Source organism: Streptomyces sp. AHU1, from assembly GCF_045343905.1.
In the GTDB taxonomy this organism is placed as follows: Bacteria; Actinomycetota; Actinomycetes; order Streptomycetales; family Streptomycetaceae; genus Streptomyces; species Streptomyces triticiradicis.
Genome location: NZ_CP174283.1, coordinates 4920809 through 4936303 on the forward strand (window position 1 = coordinate 4920809; position 15495 = coordinate 4936303).

Annotated in this window: 13 protein-coding genes; 8 read left to right on the top strand and 5 right to left on the bottom strand. The window is 72.0% G+C overall.

The genetic code is table 11. The annotated features are described in order from the left end of the window. The first annotated feature begins 301 nt into the window (after positions 1 to 301). Positions 302 to 4090, top strand: coding sequence for a BTAD domain-containing putative transcriptional regulator (locus ACICHK_RS21975; RefSeq protein WP_406841283.1), 3789 nt, complete (start codon positions 302 to 304; stop codon positions 4088 to 4090). A 358-nt stretch (positions 4091 to 4448) separates the two neighbouring features. Here the strand turns inward: ACICHK_RS21975 and ACICHK_RS21980 are convergent, their stop codons facing one another. Together ACICHK_RS21980 and ACICHK_RS21985 are read right to left on the bottom strand one after the other, a co-directional pair. Continuing rightward, positions 4449 to 6143: a bifunctional 3'-5' exonuclease/DNA polymerase gene (locus ACICHK_RS21980; RefSeq protein WP_406838243.1), complete on the bottom strand. Its 1695-nt coding sequence runs from the start codon at positions 6141 to 6143 to the stop codon at positions 4449 to 4451. Between the two features lie 65 nt (positions 6144 to 6208). After that, positions 6209 to 6970, bottom strand: coding sequence for a Clp protease N-terminal domain-containing protein (locus ACICHK_RS21985; protein WP_406838244.1), 762 nt, complete (start codon positions 6968 to 6970; stop codon positions 6209 to 6211). Positions 6971 to 7211: 241 nt separating this feature from the next. Between ACICHK_RS21985 and ACICHK_RS21990 the strand changes: the two genes are divergently transcribed. After that, complete coding sequence (locus ACICHK_RS21990; protein WP_406838245.1) at positions 7212 to 8357, top strand: DUF2786 domain-containing protein; 1146 nt, start codon at positions 7212 to 7214, stop codon at positions 8355 to 8357. A gap of 138 nt (positions 8358 to 8495) precedes the next feature. On the opposite strand, the gene ACICHK_RS21995 is transcribed toward ACICHK_RS21990, so the two are convergent. Further along, a complete protein-coding gene (locus ACICHK_RS21995) occupies positions 8496 to 9050 on the bottom strand; it encodes a DUF4232 domain-containing protein (protein ID WP_151472531.1) in 555 nt (184 codons plus the stop codon). Positions 9051 to 9273: 223 nt separating this feature from the next. After that, on the bottom strand, positions 9274 to 9780 hold the full coding sequence (locus tag ACICHK_RS22000; RefSeq protein WP_406838246.1) for a hypothetical protein: 507 nt from the start codon (positions 9778 to 9780) through the stop codon (positions 9274 to 9276). Between the two features lie 238 nt (positions 9781 to 10018). On the opposite strand from ACICHK_RS22000, the gene ACICHK_RS22005 reads away from it, so the two are divergent. The 4 genes from ACICHK_RS22005 (at position 10019) to ACICHK_RS22020 (ending at position 11946) form a co-directional block, all read left to right on the top strand. After that, on the top strand, positions 10019 to 10405 hold the full coding sequence (locus ACICHK_RS22005; RefSeq protein WP_406838247.1) for a VOC family protein: 387 nt from the start codon (positions 10019 to 10021) through the stop codon (positions 10403 to 10405). Between the two features lie 131 nt (positions 10406 to 10536). Further along, complete coding sequence (locus ACICHK_RS22010; RefSeq protein WP_406838248.1) at positions 10537 to 10914, top strand: ArsR/SmtB family transcription factor; 378 nt, start codon at positions 10537 to 10539, stop codon at positions 10912 to 10914. A 17-nt stretch (positions 10915 to 10931) separates the two neighbouring features. Further along, the gene (locus ACICHK_RS22015; protein ID WP_406841284.1) at positions 10932 to 11456 is read left to right on the top strand and encodes an SRPBCC domain-containing protein; all 525 of its coding nucleotides are present in this window, start codon (positions 10932 to 10934) and stop codon (positions 11454 to 11456) included. Positions 11457 to 11661: 205 nt separating this feature from the next. Continuing rightward, on the top strand, positions 11662 to 11946 hold the full coding sequence (locus tag ACICHK_RS22020; RefSeq protein ID WP_151472535.1) for a DUF397 domain-containing protein: 285 nt from the start codon (positions 11662 to 11664) through the stop codon (positions 11944 to 11946). Positions 11947 to 12173: 227 nt separating this feature from the next. Here the strand turns inward: ACICHK_RS22020 and ACICHK_RS22025 are convergent, their stop codons facing one another. Continuing rightward, complete coding sequence (locus ACICHK_RS22025; protein WP_406838249.1) at positions 12174 to 12695, bottom strand: ATP-binding protein; 522 nt, start codon at positions 12693 to 12695, stop codon at positions 12174 to 12176. A gap of 337 nt (positions 12696 to 13032) precedes the next feature. Between ACICHK_RS22025 and ACICHK_RS22030 the strand changes: the two genes are divergently transcribed. Then, the gene (locus ACICHK_RS22030; protein ID WP_406841285.1) at positions 13033 to 13857 is read left to right on the top strand and encodes a helix-turn-helix domain-containing protein; all 825 of its coding nucleotides are present in this window, start codon (positions 13033 to 13035) and stop codon (positions 13855 to 13857) included. 135 nt (positions 13858 to 13992) lie between these two features. Then, a complete protein-coding gene (locus ACICHK_RS22035; protein ID WP_151472537.1) occupies positions 13993 to 15453 on the top strand; it encodes an aldehyde dehydrogenase family protein in 1461 nt (486 codons plus the stop codon). Positions 15454 to 15495: the final 42 nt, after the last annotated feature.

The following is a 15495-nucleotide window of genomic DNA, read 5'->3' on the forward strand; positions in this document are numbered from 1 at the left end:
ATTTCGTACGGAATTTCGTACGGACGGAGGCCCCGGTCGATCACCTCGACAACCGGGGCCTCTGACGTCCCCGGATCCGGCCACGGCGGCGACACTCCCCCGAGTTACGCGTAGTACGCGCGCACCGTCGGGCCAGATCCGATGGCTTGATCACATCAGCCCGCGCCAACGGATCGCTAACATATGGCCAACGGTTCCCTCGGGGACGATCACTTGACCGGCGTGAACTCGTCTCGAGAGGGCGCGAAACCGCCGTGGTGCGCGGCCGGCGCGGCCGGGCGGAAAGGCAATGGGCGGCGTGATGCGGAACGGGCTGCGGTTCGGACTGCTGGGCCCGCCGGTCCTGTACGACGCCGATGGCGCGGTCGTCTCGATCGGCAGTCGGAAGATGCGTGCCCTGCTGGCCGCACTGCTCCTCGAACCGGGCCGGGTCGTCTCCGTCGACGTGCTCAAGGACGCGTTGTGGGGCGGTGCGCCGCCCGCCTCCGCCCAGGCGTCCCTGCAGAACCACGTGACCCGGCTGCGTCGTCTCCTCGACGATCCGGAGCGGCTGCGCGCGGTGCCGCCGGGGTACGTCCTGCGGGTCGGCGAGGGCGAGTTGGACGTCCGCGTCTTCGAGCGGCACGCCACCGTCGCGCGTGACGCGCACGCCGAGCGCGACTGGGGGCGGGCGCTGCGCGAGTCCACCGCCGCGCTCGCGCTGTGGCGCGGCACCCCGCTCAGCGGCCTGCCGCCCGAGATCGGCGGGCACGCCTTCGTCCAGCGCCTGGAGGAGGCCCGGCTGCTCGTCCTGGAGTGGGGCTACGAGGCGGAGCTGTGCCTCGACCCGACGGCCTCGCGGCTCGACCGCCTGGCGCCGGAGCTGGCCGCCCGTACGGCCGAGCATCCGCTCCGCGAGTCGTTCCACCGGCTCCTCATGCTCGTCCTGCACCGTGCCGGACGCCAGGCCGAGGCCCTCGCCGTCCACCGCGACCTGCGGGCCCGCCTGGTCGACGAACTCGGCATCGAGCCGGGCCCGGCCGTGCGCACGGCCCACCTGGAGATCCTGCGGGACAACGACCGGGTCCCGGGTGAGGTCCGCGCCGCCGACGTGACCCGGGGTGAGGGGAGTGCCGGGGACCGGGGCGCCTCCGGTGCCGGGGGCCCGGGCGGGAGCTGGAGCGGCGGTGGGATCCCCGGTGGGGGAGTGGACCGGAGGAAGGGCGGCGACCGGCGCAGGAACGCCGGCCGGGACCGGGCCGGCGCCTGGAGCGGTGAGGGCGGCGAGGGCGCCAGGGGCGGCGAGGGCGCCAGGCGCAGGTCCGACGACGGGGACCGAGCAGGGGACGACGGCTGGAGCGCCGACCGCGCCGGGGGCGACGGCCGGAACGGGAGCGACGGCCGGAACGGGAGCGGTGGCCGGGACGGAAGCGACGACCGGAACGGGAGCGGTGGCCGCGACGGGAGTGATGGTCGCGGCGGTGGTGCCGACCAGGGCGGGAACGTCGGTCGGGGCGGGAGCGGTGGCCGGGACGGAAGCGACGACCAGGACGGGAGCGGTGGCCGGGACGGGAACGCCGGTCCCGGCGGTGACGGCGGGGCGGAGGAGCCGACGGACGGCGCCGCCCGGGGTGGACAGGAGATCGCCTCCCCGCCCCGGCCCGCCCAACTTCCGCCGCCCCCGGCCCACTTCACCGGACGCGAGGACGTCCGCGACCGGCTGTTCCAGATCCTGGACCCGGAACGCTCCGTGCGCCTCCCGCGCCCGGAGGAAGCGGCGTACCCGGACGGTGACGCCGGCGGCCGGGCATCCGCACGTGCGTCCGCCGGTGCGTCCGGGGGCGAGCCCGGTGCCACGACGGCCGCCGGGGAGTCCGACGGGACGCGGGGGGACGCGCGCGGCCGGTCCTCCGGCGGAGACTTCGCCGCCGGGATGCCCCGCGTCGCGGTGATCAGCGGGATGGCGGGTGTCGGCAAGAGCGCGCTCGCGCTGCACGTCGCACACGGGCTGAGGGAACGATTCACCGACGGTCAGCTGTACGTCAACCTGCACGGCGCCACCCCCGGCATGACCCCGCTCACCGCCGGTCAGGCGCTCGCCGCGCTCCTGCGCGACCTGGGGGCCGAACCCCGCCGTGTCCCCGAACACCCCGACGCGGCGGCGGCGTTGCTCCGGTCGATGCTCGCGCCCACCCGCACCCTCATGGTGCTGGACGACGCGGCGCACGCCGCCCAGGTGCGGCCGCTGCTGCCGGCCGGGGCGGGCTGCGCGGTGATCGTGACGAGCCGCTCGCCGCTCACCGCCCTGGACGGAGCCGACCGTTTCCCGCTCGCGCCGCTGACGGACGAGGACAGCGCGGCTCTGCTCCGCGCGGTCTCCGGCCGCCGGGACGGACTCGACGGCGGCCACCCCCTGGTCGAACTCACCGGCCGGCTGCCGCTCGCCCTTCGGGTGGTCGCGGCCCGTCTCGCCGCCCGCCGCGCCCTGACCCCCGATGCCCTCGCCGGTCAACTGGCCGCCACGGAAGGGCGGTTGCACCATCTGGAGTACGACGACCTGAGTGTGCGCCGCTCACTGGCCGTCGCGCACGACGCGCTGCGCGCCTCCGAGCGCGAGGCCGACCGGGACGCGGCGCTCGCCCTGTGCCGTATCGGCGCGCTCGACCTGCCCGCCTACGGAGCCGCCCTCGTCGCCCGCCTCACCGGCACCGACGAACGCCGCGCCGAGGCCGCGCTCGACCGCCTCGTCGACGTCGCCCTCCTGGAGGAGACCGCCTACGGGCGGTACGCGCCGCACGATCTCGTACGGGATTTCGCCCGGGAGATCGCGGGCGCGGCGGAGTGCGTCCTCGTGACGGCGGGCACGGGTGCTGGCGCGGCCGCTCCCGCGGCTGAGTCCGTCGCCGTCCTCGGCGGTGCCGGGCAGGTCTTTTCGGGTGGTGACGGTCGGGTCTTTCCGGGCGGTGCCGACGGTGCCGTGCCTCCCGGCCATGACGTGGTTGTCGCCGAGCGGGCCCTGCGCTGGTACGCCGGTGTCGCGGCCCGCTCCCTGGAAGCGATCCTCGAACCCGGTCTCGACAAGGAGGACCGCACCAGGCCGACCGCCTCGCAGCCGGCCGGGCACGCGGCGGACGTGGCGGCCACGCCCCCGTTCCGTTCCGGGCGGGAGGCCTTCGCCTGGGGCGACACGGAACTGGTGAACGTGGTCGCGCTGGCGGAGCGGTACGCGCACAGCTCGCCGTACTTCCCCCTGCTGGCCCGCATGCTCAACCCGTACGTCCAACGCAGTGGCCGTGTGGCCGAGTTGGAGGTCCTTCAACGGGCCGCGCTCGCGGCGGCGCGGCTGCTCGGCGACGAGGCCGCGGAGGCGTACGCGCTCGGCGACCTCGGGGGTCTGCACTTCATGACGGGCCGGGTGGGCGAGGCCCTCACCCTGAACGACGAGGCGCTCGCGATCTGGCGCCGTCTCGGGGCACGTTCCTGTCTGCGGCGGGCTCTGAACAACCGGGGCATGCTCCTCGAATCCCTCGGCCGTCATGCCGAGTCCGGTGAAGCCCTGCTCCAGAGCCTGCAGTTCTCGCGGGAGTTGGGCGACCCGCACATGGAGGCCATCACCTACAGCCACCTCGGCAACCTGTACGAGCACACCGACCCGCGGGCCGCCATCGAACACCACAAGCGCAGTCTCGCCATCGGCGACGCCGTGCAGGACGTGATCATCCGGCACTCCGCGCACTGCAACATCGGCTACGCCCATCTCACGCTCGGCGAACCGGCCGCCGCCGTACCGCACTTCGAGGAGAGTCTGCGCATCCTGGGCGGCCACGGCGACTGGCACGGCGAGTCACAGACCAGGCTGGGCCTGGTGCGGGCCCTGCGCGAGGTCGGCCACTGGGAACGGGCCGCGCGCGAGTGCGATCTGCTGCGGTGCCGGGCCGACCGTCGTGCCGACCGCTACACCGGAGGCCTCGCCCGTCACCAGAGCGGCCTGCTGCTGCAGGAACGCGGCGACATCGAAGCGGCCCACCGGGAGTGGGCGTCGGCCCTGGAGGCCCTGGAGGAGACGGACAGCCCGGTGACGGGCGAACTGCGGAAGCTGCTGGCGCGGTAAGCGCCGGGGACGGCGAACCGGGAACACCGTCGGGGCGATGGACCGCCGGGGCGATCGACCGCCAGGAACAGCGAGCTGCGGAAGCTGCTGGCGCGGCAACGCCGGGGACGGCGAACCGAGAAGGCCGCCGACGCGATGGGCTACTGGTGACGGGCGGATCGCGGGAGCCGCGGTGCGACGGGGTGCCGGGGGCGGGCGGATCGCGGGAGCTGCGGTGCGACGTGGTGCCTGGTGACGGGGGCGCGGAAGCTGTCGGTGCGGTGGGTCGCCTACGGACGGGCGGGTCGCGGAGGTCGTCGGCGCGGTGGACTGCCCGGTGACGGGCGGAGGCGAAGTCTGCTTCGGCTCGGGGAGTGCCTCATTTGGCGTCCGCGTAGCACCGTACGACCGCCGTCGTGAAGGGAAAGCGCACCGGCGTCGGCCCGAAGGTGAGGCGGCCCGCGAGTTCGGCCGCGTCGCGGATGGCGGCCACCACGGTGTCGGCCTCCTCGGCGGGGCAGTGCACGATCACCTCGTCGTGCTGGAAGAAGACCAGCTCGGCGGCGAGGCCGGAGCAGGTGCGGCGCAGTGCCGCCAGCATCAGCAGGGCCCAGTCGGCGGCGCTGCCCTGCACGACGAAGTTGCGGGCGAACCGGCCACGGGCGCGGGAGTCGGAGGACGCGTAGCCGGGCACCCAGCCTTGTTCGGTGGCGTCGGCGTCGGCGGGGTCGTCCTGCGGGATGCCCGCCTCCTCCCCGCCGCCCTCGCCCGCCCCGGCCGCCGGAGGGCAGGTCCGCCCCAGCCAGGTCCGCACGAGGCGTCCCTCCTCGCCCGCGCGGGCCGCGTCGTCGACATAGGCCACCGCCTTGGGGAAACGGCGGCGGAGCAGGGCGAGGTTCTTCAGCCCGTCGCCGGACGTCTGGCCGTAGACGGCGCCGAGCACGGCGAGCTTGGCCTGCGTCCGGTCGCCGGAGAAGGCCTGGTCCGACACCGACTGGTAGAGGTCGCTCTCCCGGCCCGCGACCTCCATGAGGCCGGGATCGCGGGAGACGGCCGCGAGGACGCGTGGTTCCATCTGGTCGGCGTCGGCGACGACCAGCCGCCAGCCGGGGTCGGCGACGACGGCGCGCCGGATCACCTTGGGGATCTGGAGCGCACCGCCGCCGTTCGTCACCCAGCGTCCGGTGACGGTCCCGCCCGGCAGGTACTCGGGCCGGAACCGCCCGTCGCGCACCCAGTCCTGGAGCCAGGACCAGCCGTGGGCGACCCAGATCCGGTACAGCTTCTTGTACTCGATCAGCGGTTTCACGGCCGGATGGTCGACCGACTCGATCTCCCACCGCCGGGTGGACCTGACCTTGATCCCGGCCTGCGCGAACGCCTTGACGACGTCGGCCGGCAGGTCGGGTCTGACCCGCCGCCCGAACGCGGCGGACACCTCCTCGGTGAGCTCGGCCAGGCGCCGGGGCTCACCGCCTCCGGCGTACCGCTCGCCGAGCAGTTCGCGCAGCACGTCCCGGTGGACGTCCGCGCTCCACGGCAGCCCCGCCCGGTTCATCTCGGCGGCGACCAGCATCCCCGCGGACTCGGCGGCCGTCAGCAGCCGCATCCGTTCCGGGTGCGCGGTCGCGTCATGGCGGCGCTGCTGGTCGGCGTAGACCTCGAGGAGGTCCGCCAGCGGCACGTGCACCGGGCGGGGTTCGAAGAGGGAGGACTGCGAACCGGGCTCGGCGGCACGCTGTGGCGGGTCCGGCGGTACGGGGCCGCCGCGCAGTCTCGCCAGCGCGGCGGCCGCCGACCGGGGCTCGCCGAGCCGCCCCTCGTGTCCGAGCAGCAGGGTCTCGGCGGCCTCCATGTCGTAGCACCGCTCCACTCGCACCCCCGTGGCGAGCAGTCGCGGATAGACATCGGCCGTCGACCGCCACACCCACCGGCTCACGTCCGGTCGGGTCCGTACGGCCTCCGCGAGGTCCGCCTCCCGGCGGACCCCTCCCGTGGGCAGCCCGTCCGGGCCGAGGGCGGCGATCTCCGCGCCACCGTCCTCGGCCGGAGCGAGAGCCCAGCGCCCGGTCATGATGGCGAGTCTCGCAGGAGGGTCTGACAACGCGGTCCGGCGGCGCGGCCGGCGGCCGGTGACTCCTACGCCTGCTTCTCCGCCTTCTCCGCCTTCTCGTTCTCGTTCTTCTCGTTCACGAGCTCCGTGATCATGCGCGCGATGTGGCCTTCGGCCGCCGCCTTGCCGACGCCCGCGCCGCTGAGGACGCCCTCGCCGTTCTCGAACTCCAGCAGGGCCAGCAGGATGTGCTCGGTGCCGACGTAGTTGTGGCCGAGGCGGAGGGCCTCGCGGAAGGTGAGTTCCAGGACCTTCTTGGCGGCCGGTCCGTACGGGACCAGTTCGGGGACCTCGTCGGCGGCCGGCGGGAGCGCGGCGACGGCCGCCTCGCGGACGGTGTCCAGGGACACCCCTTGCGCGGTGACGGCCCGCGTGCCGATCGAGTCGGGCTCGCCGAGCAGGCCGAGGACGAGGTGCTCGGGCAGCCCCTCGGTTCCGCCCAGGGCCTTGCACTGTTCGTGCGCGACCATGACGGCCTTGCGGGCCCGCTCGGTGTAACGGCCGAACCCCTGGCTGGGGTCGAGGTCCGCCTCCGCCTTCGGCACGAACCGCTTCTGCGCGGCCTGCCGGGTGACGCCCATGCTCCTGCCGATGTCCGTCCAAGAGGCTCCCGAACGCCGCGCTTGGTCCACGAAGTGCCCGATCAGGTGGTCGGCCACGTCGCCCAGGTGGTCCGCCGCGATCACCGCGTCCTGGAGCTGGTCGAGCGCGTCGCTGTGGGTCTTCTTGATGGCCTCGATGAGGTCGTCGAGACGCACGGTTGCCTTGCCGGGTGAGTTCGTCGTCATGTGTCAACGGTAGGTTGACAGTCATGGAGTGTCAACCCGAAGTTGACAGTCGGTGTCGACGGTCGGCGCGCGGGGTGCTCGTGCCGCGTCGGTGCGACGCCTGAAGGGCTGGGGAGGGGGCGCGGCAGGTGTGCGGGGCCCCGGAGACGGCGACCGGTGCTCTGTCCACAGGGTGTGGACGAGTCGGCGGCGGCGCCGGGGCGTACGGCGGCCTCCGGTCCGCCCGTGACACGATCGGGGGATGAGTACGTCCAGCACCGTGGAGCGCGCCTTCGCGGCCGCCCTCTACTCCGACTCCGACGCGGCCCTCGACACCGGAGCCTCCCTGCTCGCCGCCGACCCGGCCGCCGACGCCGAATTCGCCCGGCGCGGCGAGGAGTTCGTCGCGGCGGCCTGGCTGCGCGGCTGGCAGCCCGCCGATGTCGTACGGATCGTGCGGCGCGACCTGGACGACGTGCACGTACGCCTGCTGGCCTCCCTGATCCTCAAGGAGGGGGAGGGGGACCGCTCGTCGCGGGGCGACCGCTCGTCGCGGGGCGCGCGCTGGGCGGCCCAGCTCGACGAACTGGAGGCCGACCCCCACGACCTGCGGACCGACCGCTTCTCGCGCGCCACCGCAGCCCTGGAGCTCTACCGCCTGCTCCTGCGCCTGCCTTCCATCGAGCCGCTGGACCCGCCCGGGGTACCGGTCACGGCCTCCGCCCCGCAGGAGACGCGCATGCTCACCCGCATCCGCGCCCTGCTCGCGAAGGCGGAGGCGACCGGGTTCCCGGAGGAGGCGGAGGCGCTCAGCGCCAAGGCCCAGGAGCTGATGGCGCGGCACAGCATCGACGAGGCGCTGCTCGCGGCCCGGACCCACGCGAAGGACGCGCCCGGCGCCTGCCGCATCGGCGTCGAGCCGCCGTACGAGACGGCCAAGGCGGTGCTCCTGGACGCGGTCGCGGGGGCGAACCGCTGCCGGGCCGTGTGGAACGAGGCCCTCTGCTTCTCGACCGTCGTCGGCTTCGAACCCGACCTGGAAGCGGTCGAACTCCTCTACACCTCGCTCCTCGTGCAGGCCACGGCGGCGATGGCGAAGGCGGAGGCCGCGCAGCGGGCGGGTGGGCGCAAGCGCACGAAGACCTTCCGGCAGTCGTTCCTGGCCGCGTACGCGCACCGGATCGGCGATCGGCTCGCGTCCGTCGCCGAGGACCAGGTGAGCGCCACGGAGGGGGAACTGCTGCCGGTCCTGGCGGCCCGTGACGTGGCGGTCGCGGACCACCTGGACCGGATGTTCCCGGAAACGGTGACGACCCGGATGCGCGGTGTCACCGACGAGGCCGGATGGCACGAGGGCGCCGCGGCGGCGGACCGGGCACGGGTCCGGGGCGGGCGCCCCCTTCCGTAGGACCACGGTCGCCGGCGGCCCCGCGGGGTATCGGCGGAGCGCCCGCTCCGGCGGGGCCGGCGGCCCGCGAAGGGCACTGACGGGATGTCCGCTCCGGTGGGGCCGGGGGTGTCCGCGCCCGCGGGACCGTGGCGCTCGTCAGTCGCCCGCGTGCTGGAACGGCGTCACGGAGGCGTTCGGCTCGCTCGCCGATCCCTTGCCCGCGACCGGACCGTACGACCAGGGGAAGCTCTGCGCGGTGTCGGCGCCGGGCAGGGCGATCTTCAGCGTCTTCACGGCGAGGGTCTTCGCGTCGCCCTCCGCGCCCCGTACGTAGGTGATGGTGAAGGACGCGGTGTCGCCCTCGGCGAGGGTCAGCTCCTCCGGCGCCGCGGACTCGTCCGCCGGGATCTTCGCGGAGGTGCCGCCCGCCTCCACGGAGAGCCCGGGGAAGCCCTTCAGGGTGCACCGGTCGCCCTTGTTGGTGAGCGTGACCGGGATGTTGCCCGTGTCCCCGGCGGCCGTGGCGGCGTTCGCGGGACCGACCTGGATCCCGGTGTCACCGATCGCGCAGGCCGCGGCGGCGGCCTTCTTCGCCGAGCCGGCCGTGTCGCCGGACTTCCCGGGACTGCTGGAGTCGCCGGAGCCGCCGTCGCAGGAGGTCAGGGCGAGGGCCGCCGCGAGGACGGTGACGGCGATGGGCAGAGCGCGCATGGGTTCCCCCGGGAGTCGTGACGATGTGCATGGATCATCACGCACACCGGTCCACCGGGGTTGCCCGCCCCTGGCCGTTCACCCGCACGGGGCCGATATCGCCCGGTATTGTCCGCGGGCCTTCCCGTCTTGTCGCGGCCTGGTCGGAGTACTGCCGGAGCGCTGTCGTAGTGCTGCCGGAGACCGTGGGAACGGACCGCGCGATCTCGCGAGGACGCGCCGCTCAGGAGCCCAGGCTCGCCGTGGGCAGCCCCGTGGGCAGCTTCCCGCCCTCGCTCTTGGTGTACGTCTCCTTGCCGAGGCCGCCCTCCCAGGTGATCGTCAGCGTCGTACCGCTGACGGAGTCGACCATGCCGACGGCGCGCTTCTTGCTGCCGTCCGTGCAGGCGAGGCGGATCATCTGCATGCCCGCCTCGTCGGACGAGGTGCCGCTGCACACGGTGCCGCCGGTCGCGAAGAGGCCCGCCTGCTTGCCGTTGACCATGAGGGCCACGGCCTTGCCGCCCGCGGTGGTGAGCCAGCTGCCCTGGAGCTTGCCGCCCGCCGCGGACGGGGTGCCGGAGCCGCCGCCCGTACCGGCGCCGTCCGTGGCGGACGCGCTCGGGTTCGCCGACGGGTCACCGGAGTCGTCGCTCCCGCTGCTGCAGCCGGTCAGTACGAGCGCGGCCGCCAGTCCGGCGGTCACGGCCGCCGCGCGCGCGTGGCGGGACGGGAAGGTCGCCGTGGTCACTGAAGCCCCCAAGGGTGGGATGGATGCGGGTCGCCCGAACGATCGCAGCAAGCTATCAGGAGGGCCGGAAGCCCCCTGCGGGAACACCGACGTGCGGTCGTTCACGGGCCGGGTGCGGCCGGATGTGGCCAGGTGTGGCCGGGCGACGTGGCCGGACGGCGTGCCCGGACGGGACGCTCATAGGTAGGAGTTTCCCTACGGTTGACGCGTAGGGAAATTCCTACCTATCCTCCTCGTCATGAACATCACCCACGCCTCCTTCGTCACGCTTCCCGTCGCCGACCAGGACCGGGCCCTCCGCTTCTACCGGGACGTCCTCGGGTTCGAGGTGACCGCGGACCTGGACATGCCGTCCGGCCGGTGGCTCCAGGTGGCGCCCGAGGGGGCGCAGACCGTCTTCACCCTCTCGGGCCCGGGGATGGGGGGTTTCACGCCCGGCGAAGCCCGGGGGATCATGTTGGTGACGACCGATGTCGACGCCGACTGCGCGCGGCTCACCGACGCGGGTGTCGCGGTGGAGGGGCCCGACGACCTTCCCTGGGGCCGCATGGCCTCGTTCCGCGACCTCGACGGCAACGGTCTGATGCTGATCACGGAGAGGGCCCTGGAGTCGGCCTCGGAGTAGGAGCGAAGGGTGCTGAGCGTGCCATGACGGGGACCGGGGCAGGACCGGAGGCCGCAGCCGGAGTGCGTGCCGGAGTCGGATTTTCCTCCGGCGGCCCTGCCGGGGCTCGTGCTGTGGCCGGGGCTCCCGCCGTGACTGAGGCCCCCGTCGTGGCCGGTGTTCCCGCCGAAGCCCCAGCGGCCCGTGAGGACCGGCTCTTCGCGGCGCTCGCCAACGCCACCCGCCGCGAGGTGCTCCGGCTGCTGCGTGAGCGGGGGCCCCAGCCCGTCCAGGCGCTGGCCGACCACTTCGCCATGCGGCGCCCCAGCCTCTCGGAACACCTCAAGGTGCTCCGGGAGGCCGGACTCGTGTCCGAGGAGCGCGCGGGCCGACAGCGCATCTACCGCCTGGAGGCGGCCCCGCTCGCCGACGTCCAGGACTGGCTCCATCCGTACGAGCGGTTCTGGCACGACAGGTTGAAGGGCCTCGGCGACCTCCTGGACCGCATGCCCGACGATGCCGAGACATGAACTCCGATCCGCAGGACATGAACTCCGATCCGCAGGACGTGAACCCCGATCCGCAGGATGTGAACCCTGGTCCGCAGGGTCCGGCCCCCGTCGCCGATGACGACCTCACCACCATCCGCGTCGCCCGGTTCCTGCCGCATCCGCCCGCCAAGGTCTGGCGCACCCTCACCGAGCCCGGACTGCTCGCGCAGTGGCAGATGCCGGGGTCCGAGGACTTCCGGCTCGAGGTCGGTCACCGGTACACGCTGACCGCGGTCCCGCGCCCCAACGCGAACTTCTCCGGCACCGTCGACGTGCGTGTCCTCGCCTACGAGCCGGAGCGGATGCTGAGCGTCCGGTGGGCCGACGCGAACGCGCCGCGGTCCGCGGACTGGACCATTACCTGGAGACTGGAACAGGAAGGGCGCGGTACGCGTCTCTTCCTAGTACACGAGGGATTCGATCCGGACGATCCCGCACAGATGATGGCGCGGAAGATCATGGACGGGGGCTGGAGATCGCATGTGATGCGGTCTCTGGGGAATGCGCTGGACCGGATGTAGTCCGTACCGCACTTCGGTGAGCTGCGGAACGTAGTCGGACGGGCGACAGCCGGTGGTCAAGGGACGGTAAAAGCTGTAACCGCAGGACCACCCCGCGTGCACGTGCATCTGCCCATGCATCTGCACATGAACAGAGCTATGATCCGAGTCAGTTGACTACTGCATCTATGGCCACCTCAGCCACTGCACGACCGGGGAGTGACCTGTGGACCACGACGTGTTCGACGTGGATGACGTGTACAACGGTATGGCTGAATTTGCGTACAACGGCATGGCCGCGACCGAGCTCGACGGCGTCGCCTGGCAGAAGAGCCGACACAGCAACTCGCAGGGTTCCTGCGTGGAGTTCGCGCGGCTGCCCGGCGGTGACGTGGCCGTGCGGAACTCGCGGTTCCCCGAGGGGCCCGCGCTCGTCTACACGCGCGCCGAGATCGAGGCCATGCTCCTGGGCATCAAGGACGGCGAGTTCGATCATCTGATCGCGGGCTGACGGCCGTGATCGTGAACTGTCCTGAACCGGCCGGTCACGGAAGGGTCGGTCACGGATGGGCCGGCCGCGGAACGGCCGGTCGGGAAAAGGTCAATCGCGGGACCGCTCGCGGAAGGACCGGTCGGGGAAAAGCCGCCCGAGGGGCGAACGGTGTCGATCAGGGGTGAACTTCACCCTGCGTTCCGTAACGCGCGTAGAACCGCGGCGCCAAAAGGCGCCGCGGTTCGTCATTCGGGGGAGAGCGCGGCCGTCTCCGGCTGTGGCCCCAGCCGGAACAGCGCCCACACGACCTTGCCGCTGAGCGTTCCGGCGAGCGGGTGCCAGCCCCAGCTGTCCGAGAACGAGTCGACCAGGAAGAGGCCGCGTCCCGACTCCGCCGCGAAGTCCTCCGAGTCGCCGGCGACCGGACTGTCGTGGCTGGGGTCGCGCACCGCGCACACCAGGCGCGAGGTCCACCTCATCAAGTGCAGCCTCACGGGCGGCCCCTCGTCGTCCTTGCGGGGGGTGTCCGAGGGCAGCGCGTGCCGCAGGGCGTTGGTGACGAGCTCGGAGACCACCAGGCAGACGTCGTCGAAACGGTCGCCGATCTCCCACTGGTCCAGCGTTCCGCGGGTGAACCGCCGGGCCTCGCGCACCGCTTCGTAGCGGGCGGGCAGGGCGCACGAGGCTGCGCCGGACACGGCCGCGGGATCGAGAGGCGGAAGTCCCTGCCGTAAGGGTTCGAGCATGGTCGATCCATTCGTCCCCATGCGAGGCACTCCCGGGTGTTCGCGGTCGTTGCGATGCAGCGGTGGCGCGGGGACCATGGTTCCGAATGCGTACAGCAGATGCAAGGGCAGATGCACGTGCACGCGCCCGAATTGGACCTTCCTCTGCTACTTCTTGCTCATTTCTTCCTTCACCTTATTCTCAGTTGTTGACGATCCACTGATCTTTTTTGCGCTCCGGCTTTGGCCGCTTTCCGTTTCCGTAACTGAACGAGTACTGCTTGAAGTGTTTTAGTGGCAGACTGCGGCGTCTGGAAGACGGTTGGGGAGGCTGACGAACGTGAGCGCTGGTGAGTCGAGCGGCTCGGTGGTGCGGCGCATGCTGCTGGGGTCACATCTGCGGCGCCTGCGTGAGGCGCGCGGTATCACCCGTGAAGCGGCCGGCTACTCGATCCGTGCCTCCGAATCGAAGATCAGCCGTATGGAGTTGGGAAGGGTGAGCTTCAAGACCCGCGACGTCGAGGACCTGCTGACGCTCTACGGCATCAACGACGAGGCCGAGCGCGCGTCCCTGGTCTCGCTCGCCAAGGAGGCCAACGTCGCGGGCTGGTGGCACAGTTACTCCGACGTCCTGCCCAGCTGGTTCCCCACCTACGTCGGCCTGGAGGGCGCGGCCCACCTGATCCGGGTGTACGAGGTGCAGTTCGTGCACGGCCTGCTGCAGACCGAGGCGTACGCGCACGCCGTCGTCCGGCGCGGGATGAAGGGCGCCTCCGCCGCCGACATCGACCGGCGCGTGGCCCTGCGCCTGGAGCGGCAGAAGTACCTGGTCTCAGAGAACGCCCCCGAGTTCCACATCGTCCTCGACGAGGCCGCGCTGCGCCGCCCGTACGGCGACCGCGAGGTGATGCGCGGACAGCTCCAGCATCTGATCGAGGTCTCCGAGCGGCCCAACGTACGACTTCAGGTCATGCCGTTCAGCTTCGGCGGCCACTCCGGCGAGAGCGGTTCCTTCACCATCCTGAGCTTCTCCGAGTCCGACCTGTCGGACGTCGTCTACCTGGAGCAGCTCACCAGCGCGCTCTATCTGGACAAGCGCGAGGACGTCAACCAGTACGAGGGCGCGCTCAAGCAGCTGCAGCAGGACAGCCTCGGTCCGGACGAGAGCCGCGATCTGCTGCGAGGACTGCTCCAGCTCTCCTGAGAATGCCGGCGGAGTTCTCTGCTCTCCCTCAACTCCCTTGAAACACAAGTACGATGACATGTGATCAGACCGTGATCGGATGTCTGCTGACCCGGGCCAAGGACTGCCTCGGCAGCACAGGGATTGAGGGAGAACATGTCGTCCTACTTCACCGACCTGGCCCAGCAGTACATCGACGGCGAGTGGCGCCCGGGAACGGGCTCCTGGGACATCATCGATTTCAACCCGTACGACGGCGAGAAGCTGGCGTCGATCACGATAGCCACGGTCGACGAGGTCGATGACGCCTACCGCGCCGCCGAGCGCGCCCAGAAGAAGTGGGGCGCGACGAACGCGTACGCGCGCCGCGCGGTCTTCGAGAAGGCCCTCGCCGTCATCGACGAGCGCGAGGAGGAGATCACCGAGGTGATCATCGCCGAGCTCGGCGGCACCCGCCTCAAGGCGGCCTTCGAGCTCCACCTCGTCCGGGAGTTCCTGCGCGAGTCGGTCCAGCTGGCGCTGCGTCCCGAGGGGAAGATCATCCCTTCGCCGGTCGACGGCAAGGAGAACCGCCTCTACCGCGTCCCGGTCGGCGTCGTCGGTGTCATCAGCCCCTTCAACTTCCCCTTCCTGCTGTCGGTCAAGTCCGTCGCCCCGGCCCTCGCGCTCGGCAACGGCGTGGTCCTCAAGCCGCACCAGAACACCCCGATCGCCGGCGGCTCCCTGGTCGCGAAGATCTTCGAGGAGGCGGGTCTGCCCGGCGGTCTCCTCAACGTCGTCATCACCGACATCGCCGAGATCGGCGACGCCTTCATCGAGCACCCGGTCCCGAAGGTCATCTCCTTCACCGGCTCCGACAAGGTCGGCCGGCACGTCGCCACGGTCTGCGCCGCGAACTTCAAGCGCTCGGTGCTCGAACTGGGCGGCAACAGCGCCCTGGTGGTCCTGGACGACGCGGACATCGACTACGCGGTCGACGCGGCGGTCTTCAGCCGTTTCGTGCACCAGGGGCAGGTCTGCATGGCCGCCAACCGTGTCCTCGTGGACCGGTCGGTCCAGGCCGAGTTCACCGAGAAGTTCGTCGCCAAGGTCAGGACGCTCAAGACCGGCGACCCGAGGGACCCGCAGACGGTCATCGGCCCAGTCATCAACTCCTCCCAGGCGGACGCGCTGTCGGGCGTCGTCGAGCAGGCGATCGCCGAGGGCGCGACCGCCCTGCTGCACGGCACGGCCACGGACAACCTGGTCGAGCCCTCCGTCCTGACCGGCGTCCCCGCCGGCTCGGACCTGCTCCGCCAGGAGGTCTTCGGCCCGGTCGTCTTCCTCGTCCCGTTCGACGGGGAGGAGGAGGCGGTCGAGATCGTCAACGACACCCCGTACGGCCTCTCGGGCGCCGTCCACACGGCCGACGTCGAGCGCGGGGTGAACTTCGCCAAGCAGATCGACACCGGCATGTTTCACGTCAACGACGGCACCGTCCACGACGAGCCCCTCGTCCCCTTCGGCGGCGAGAAGCACTCCGGCATCGGCCGCCTGAACGGCGAGACGACGGTCGACTCCTTCACCACCACCAAGTGGATCTCGGTGCAGCACGGACGGAGCCGCTTCCCCTTCTGAACCCTTTCGAGGCCTGATCCCTCCTGGGGCTTGATCCCTTCC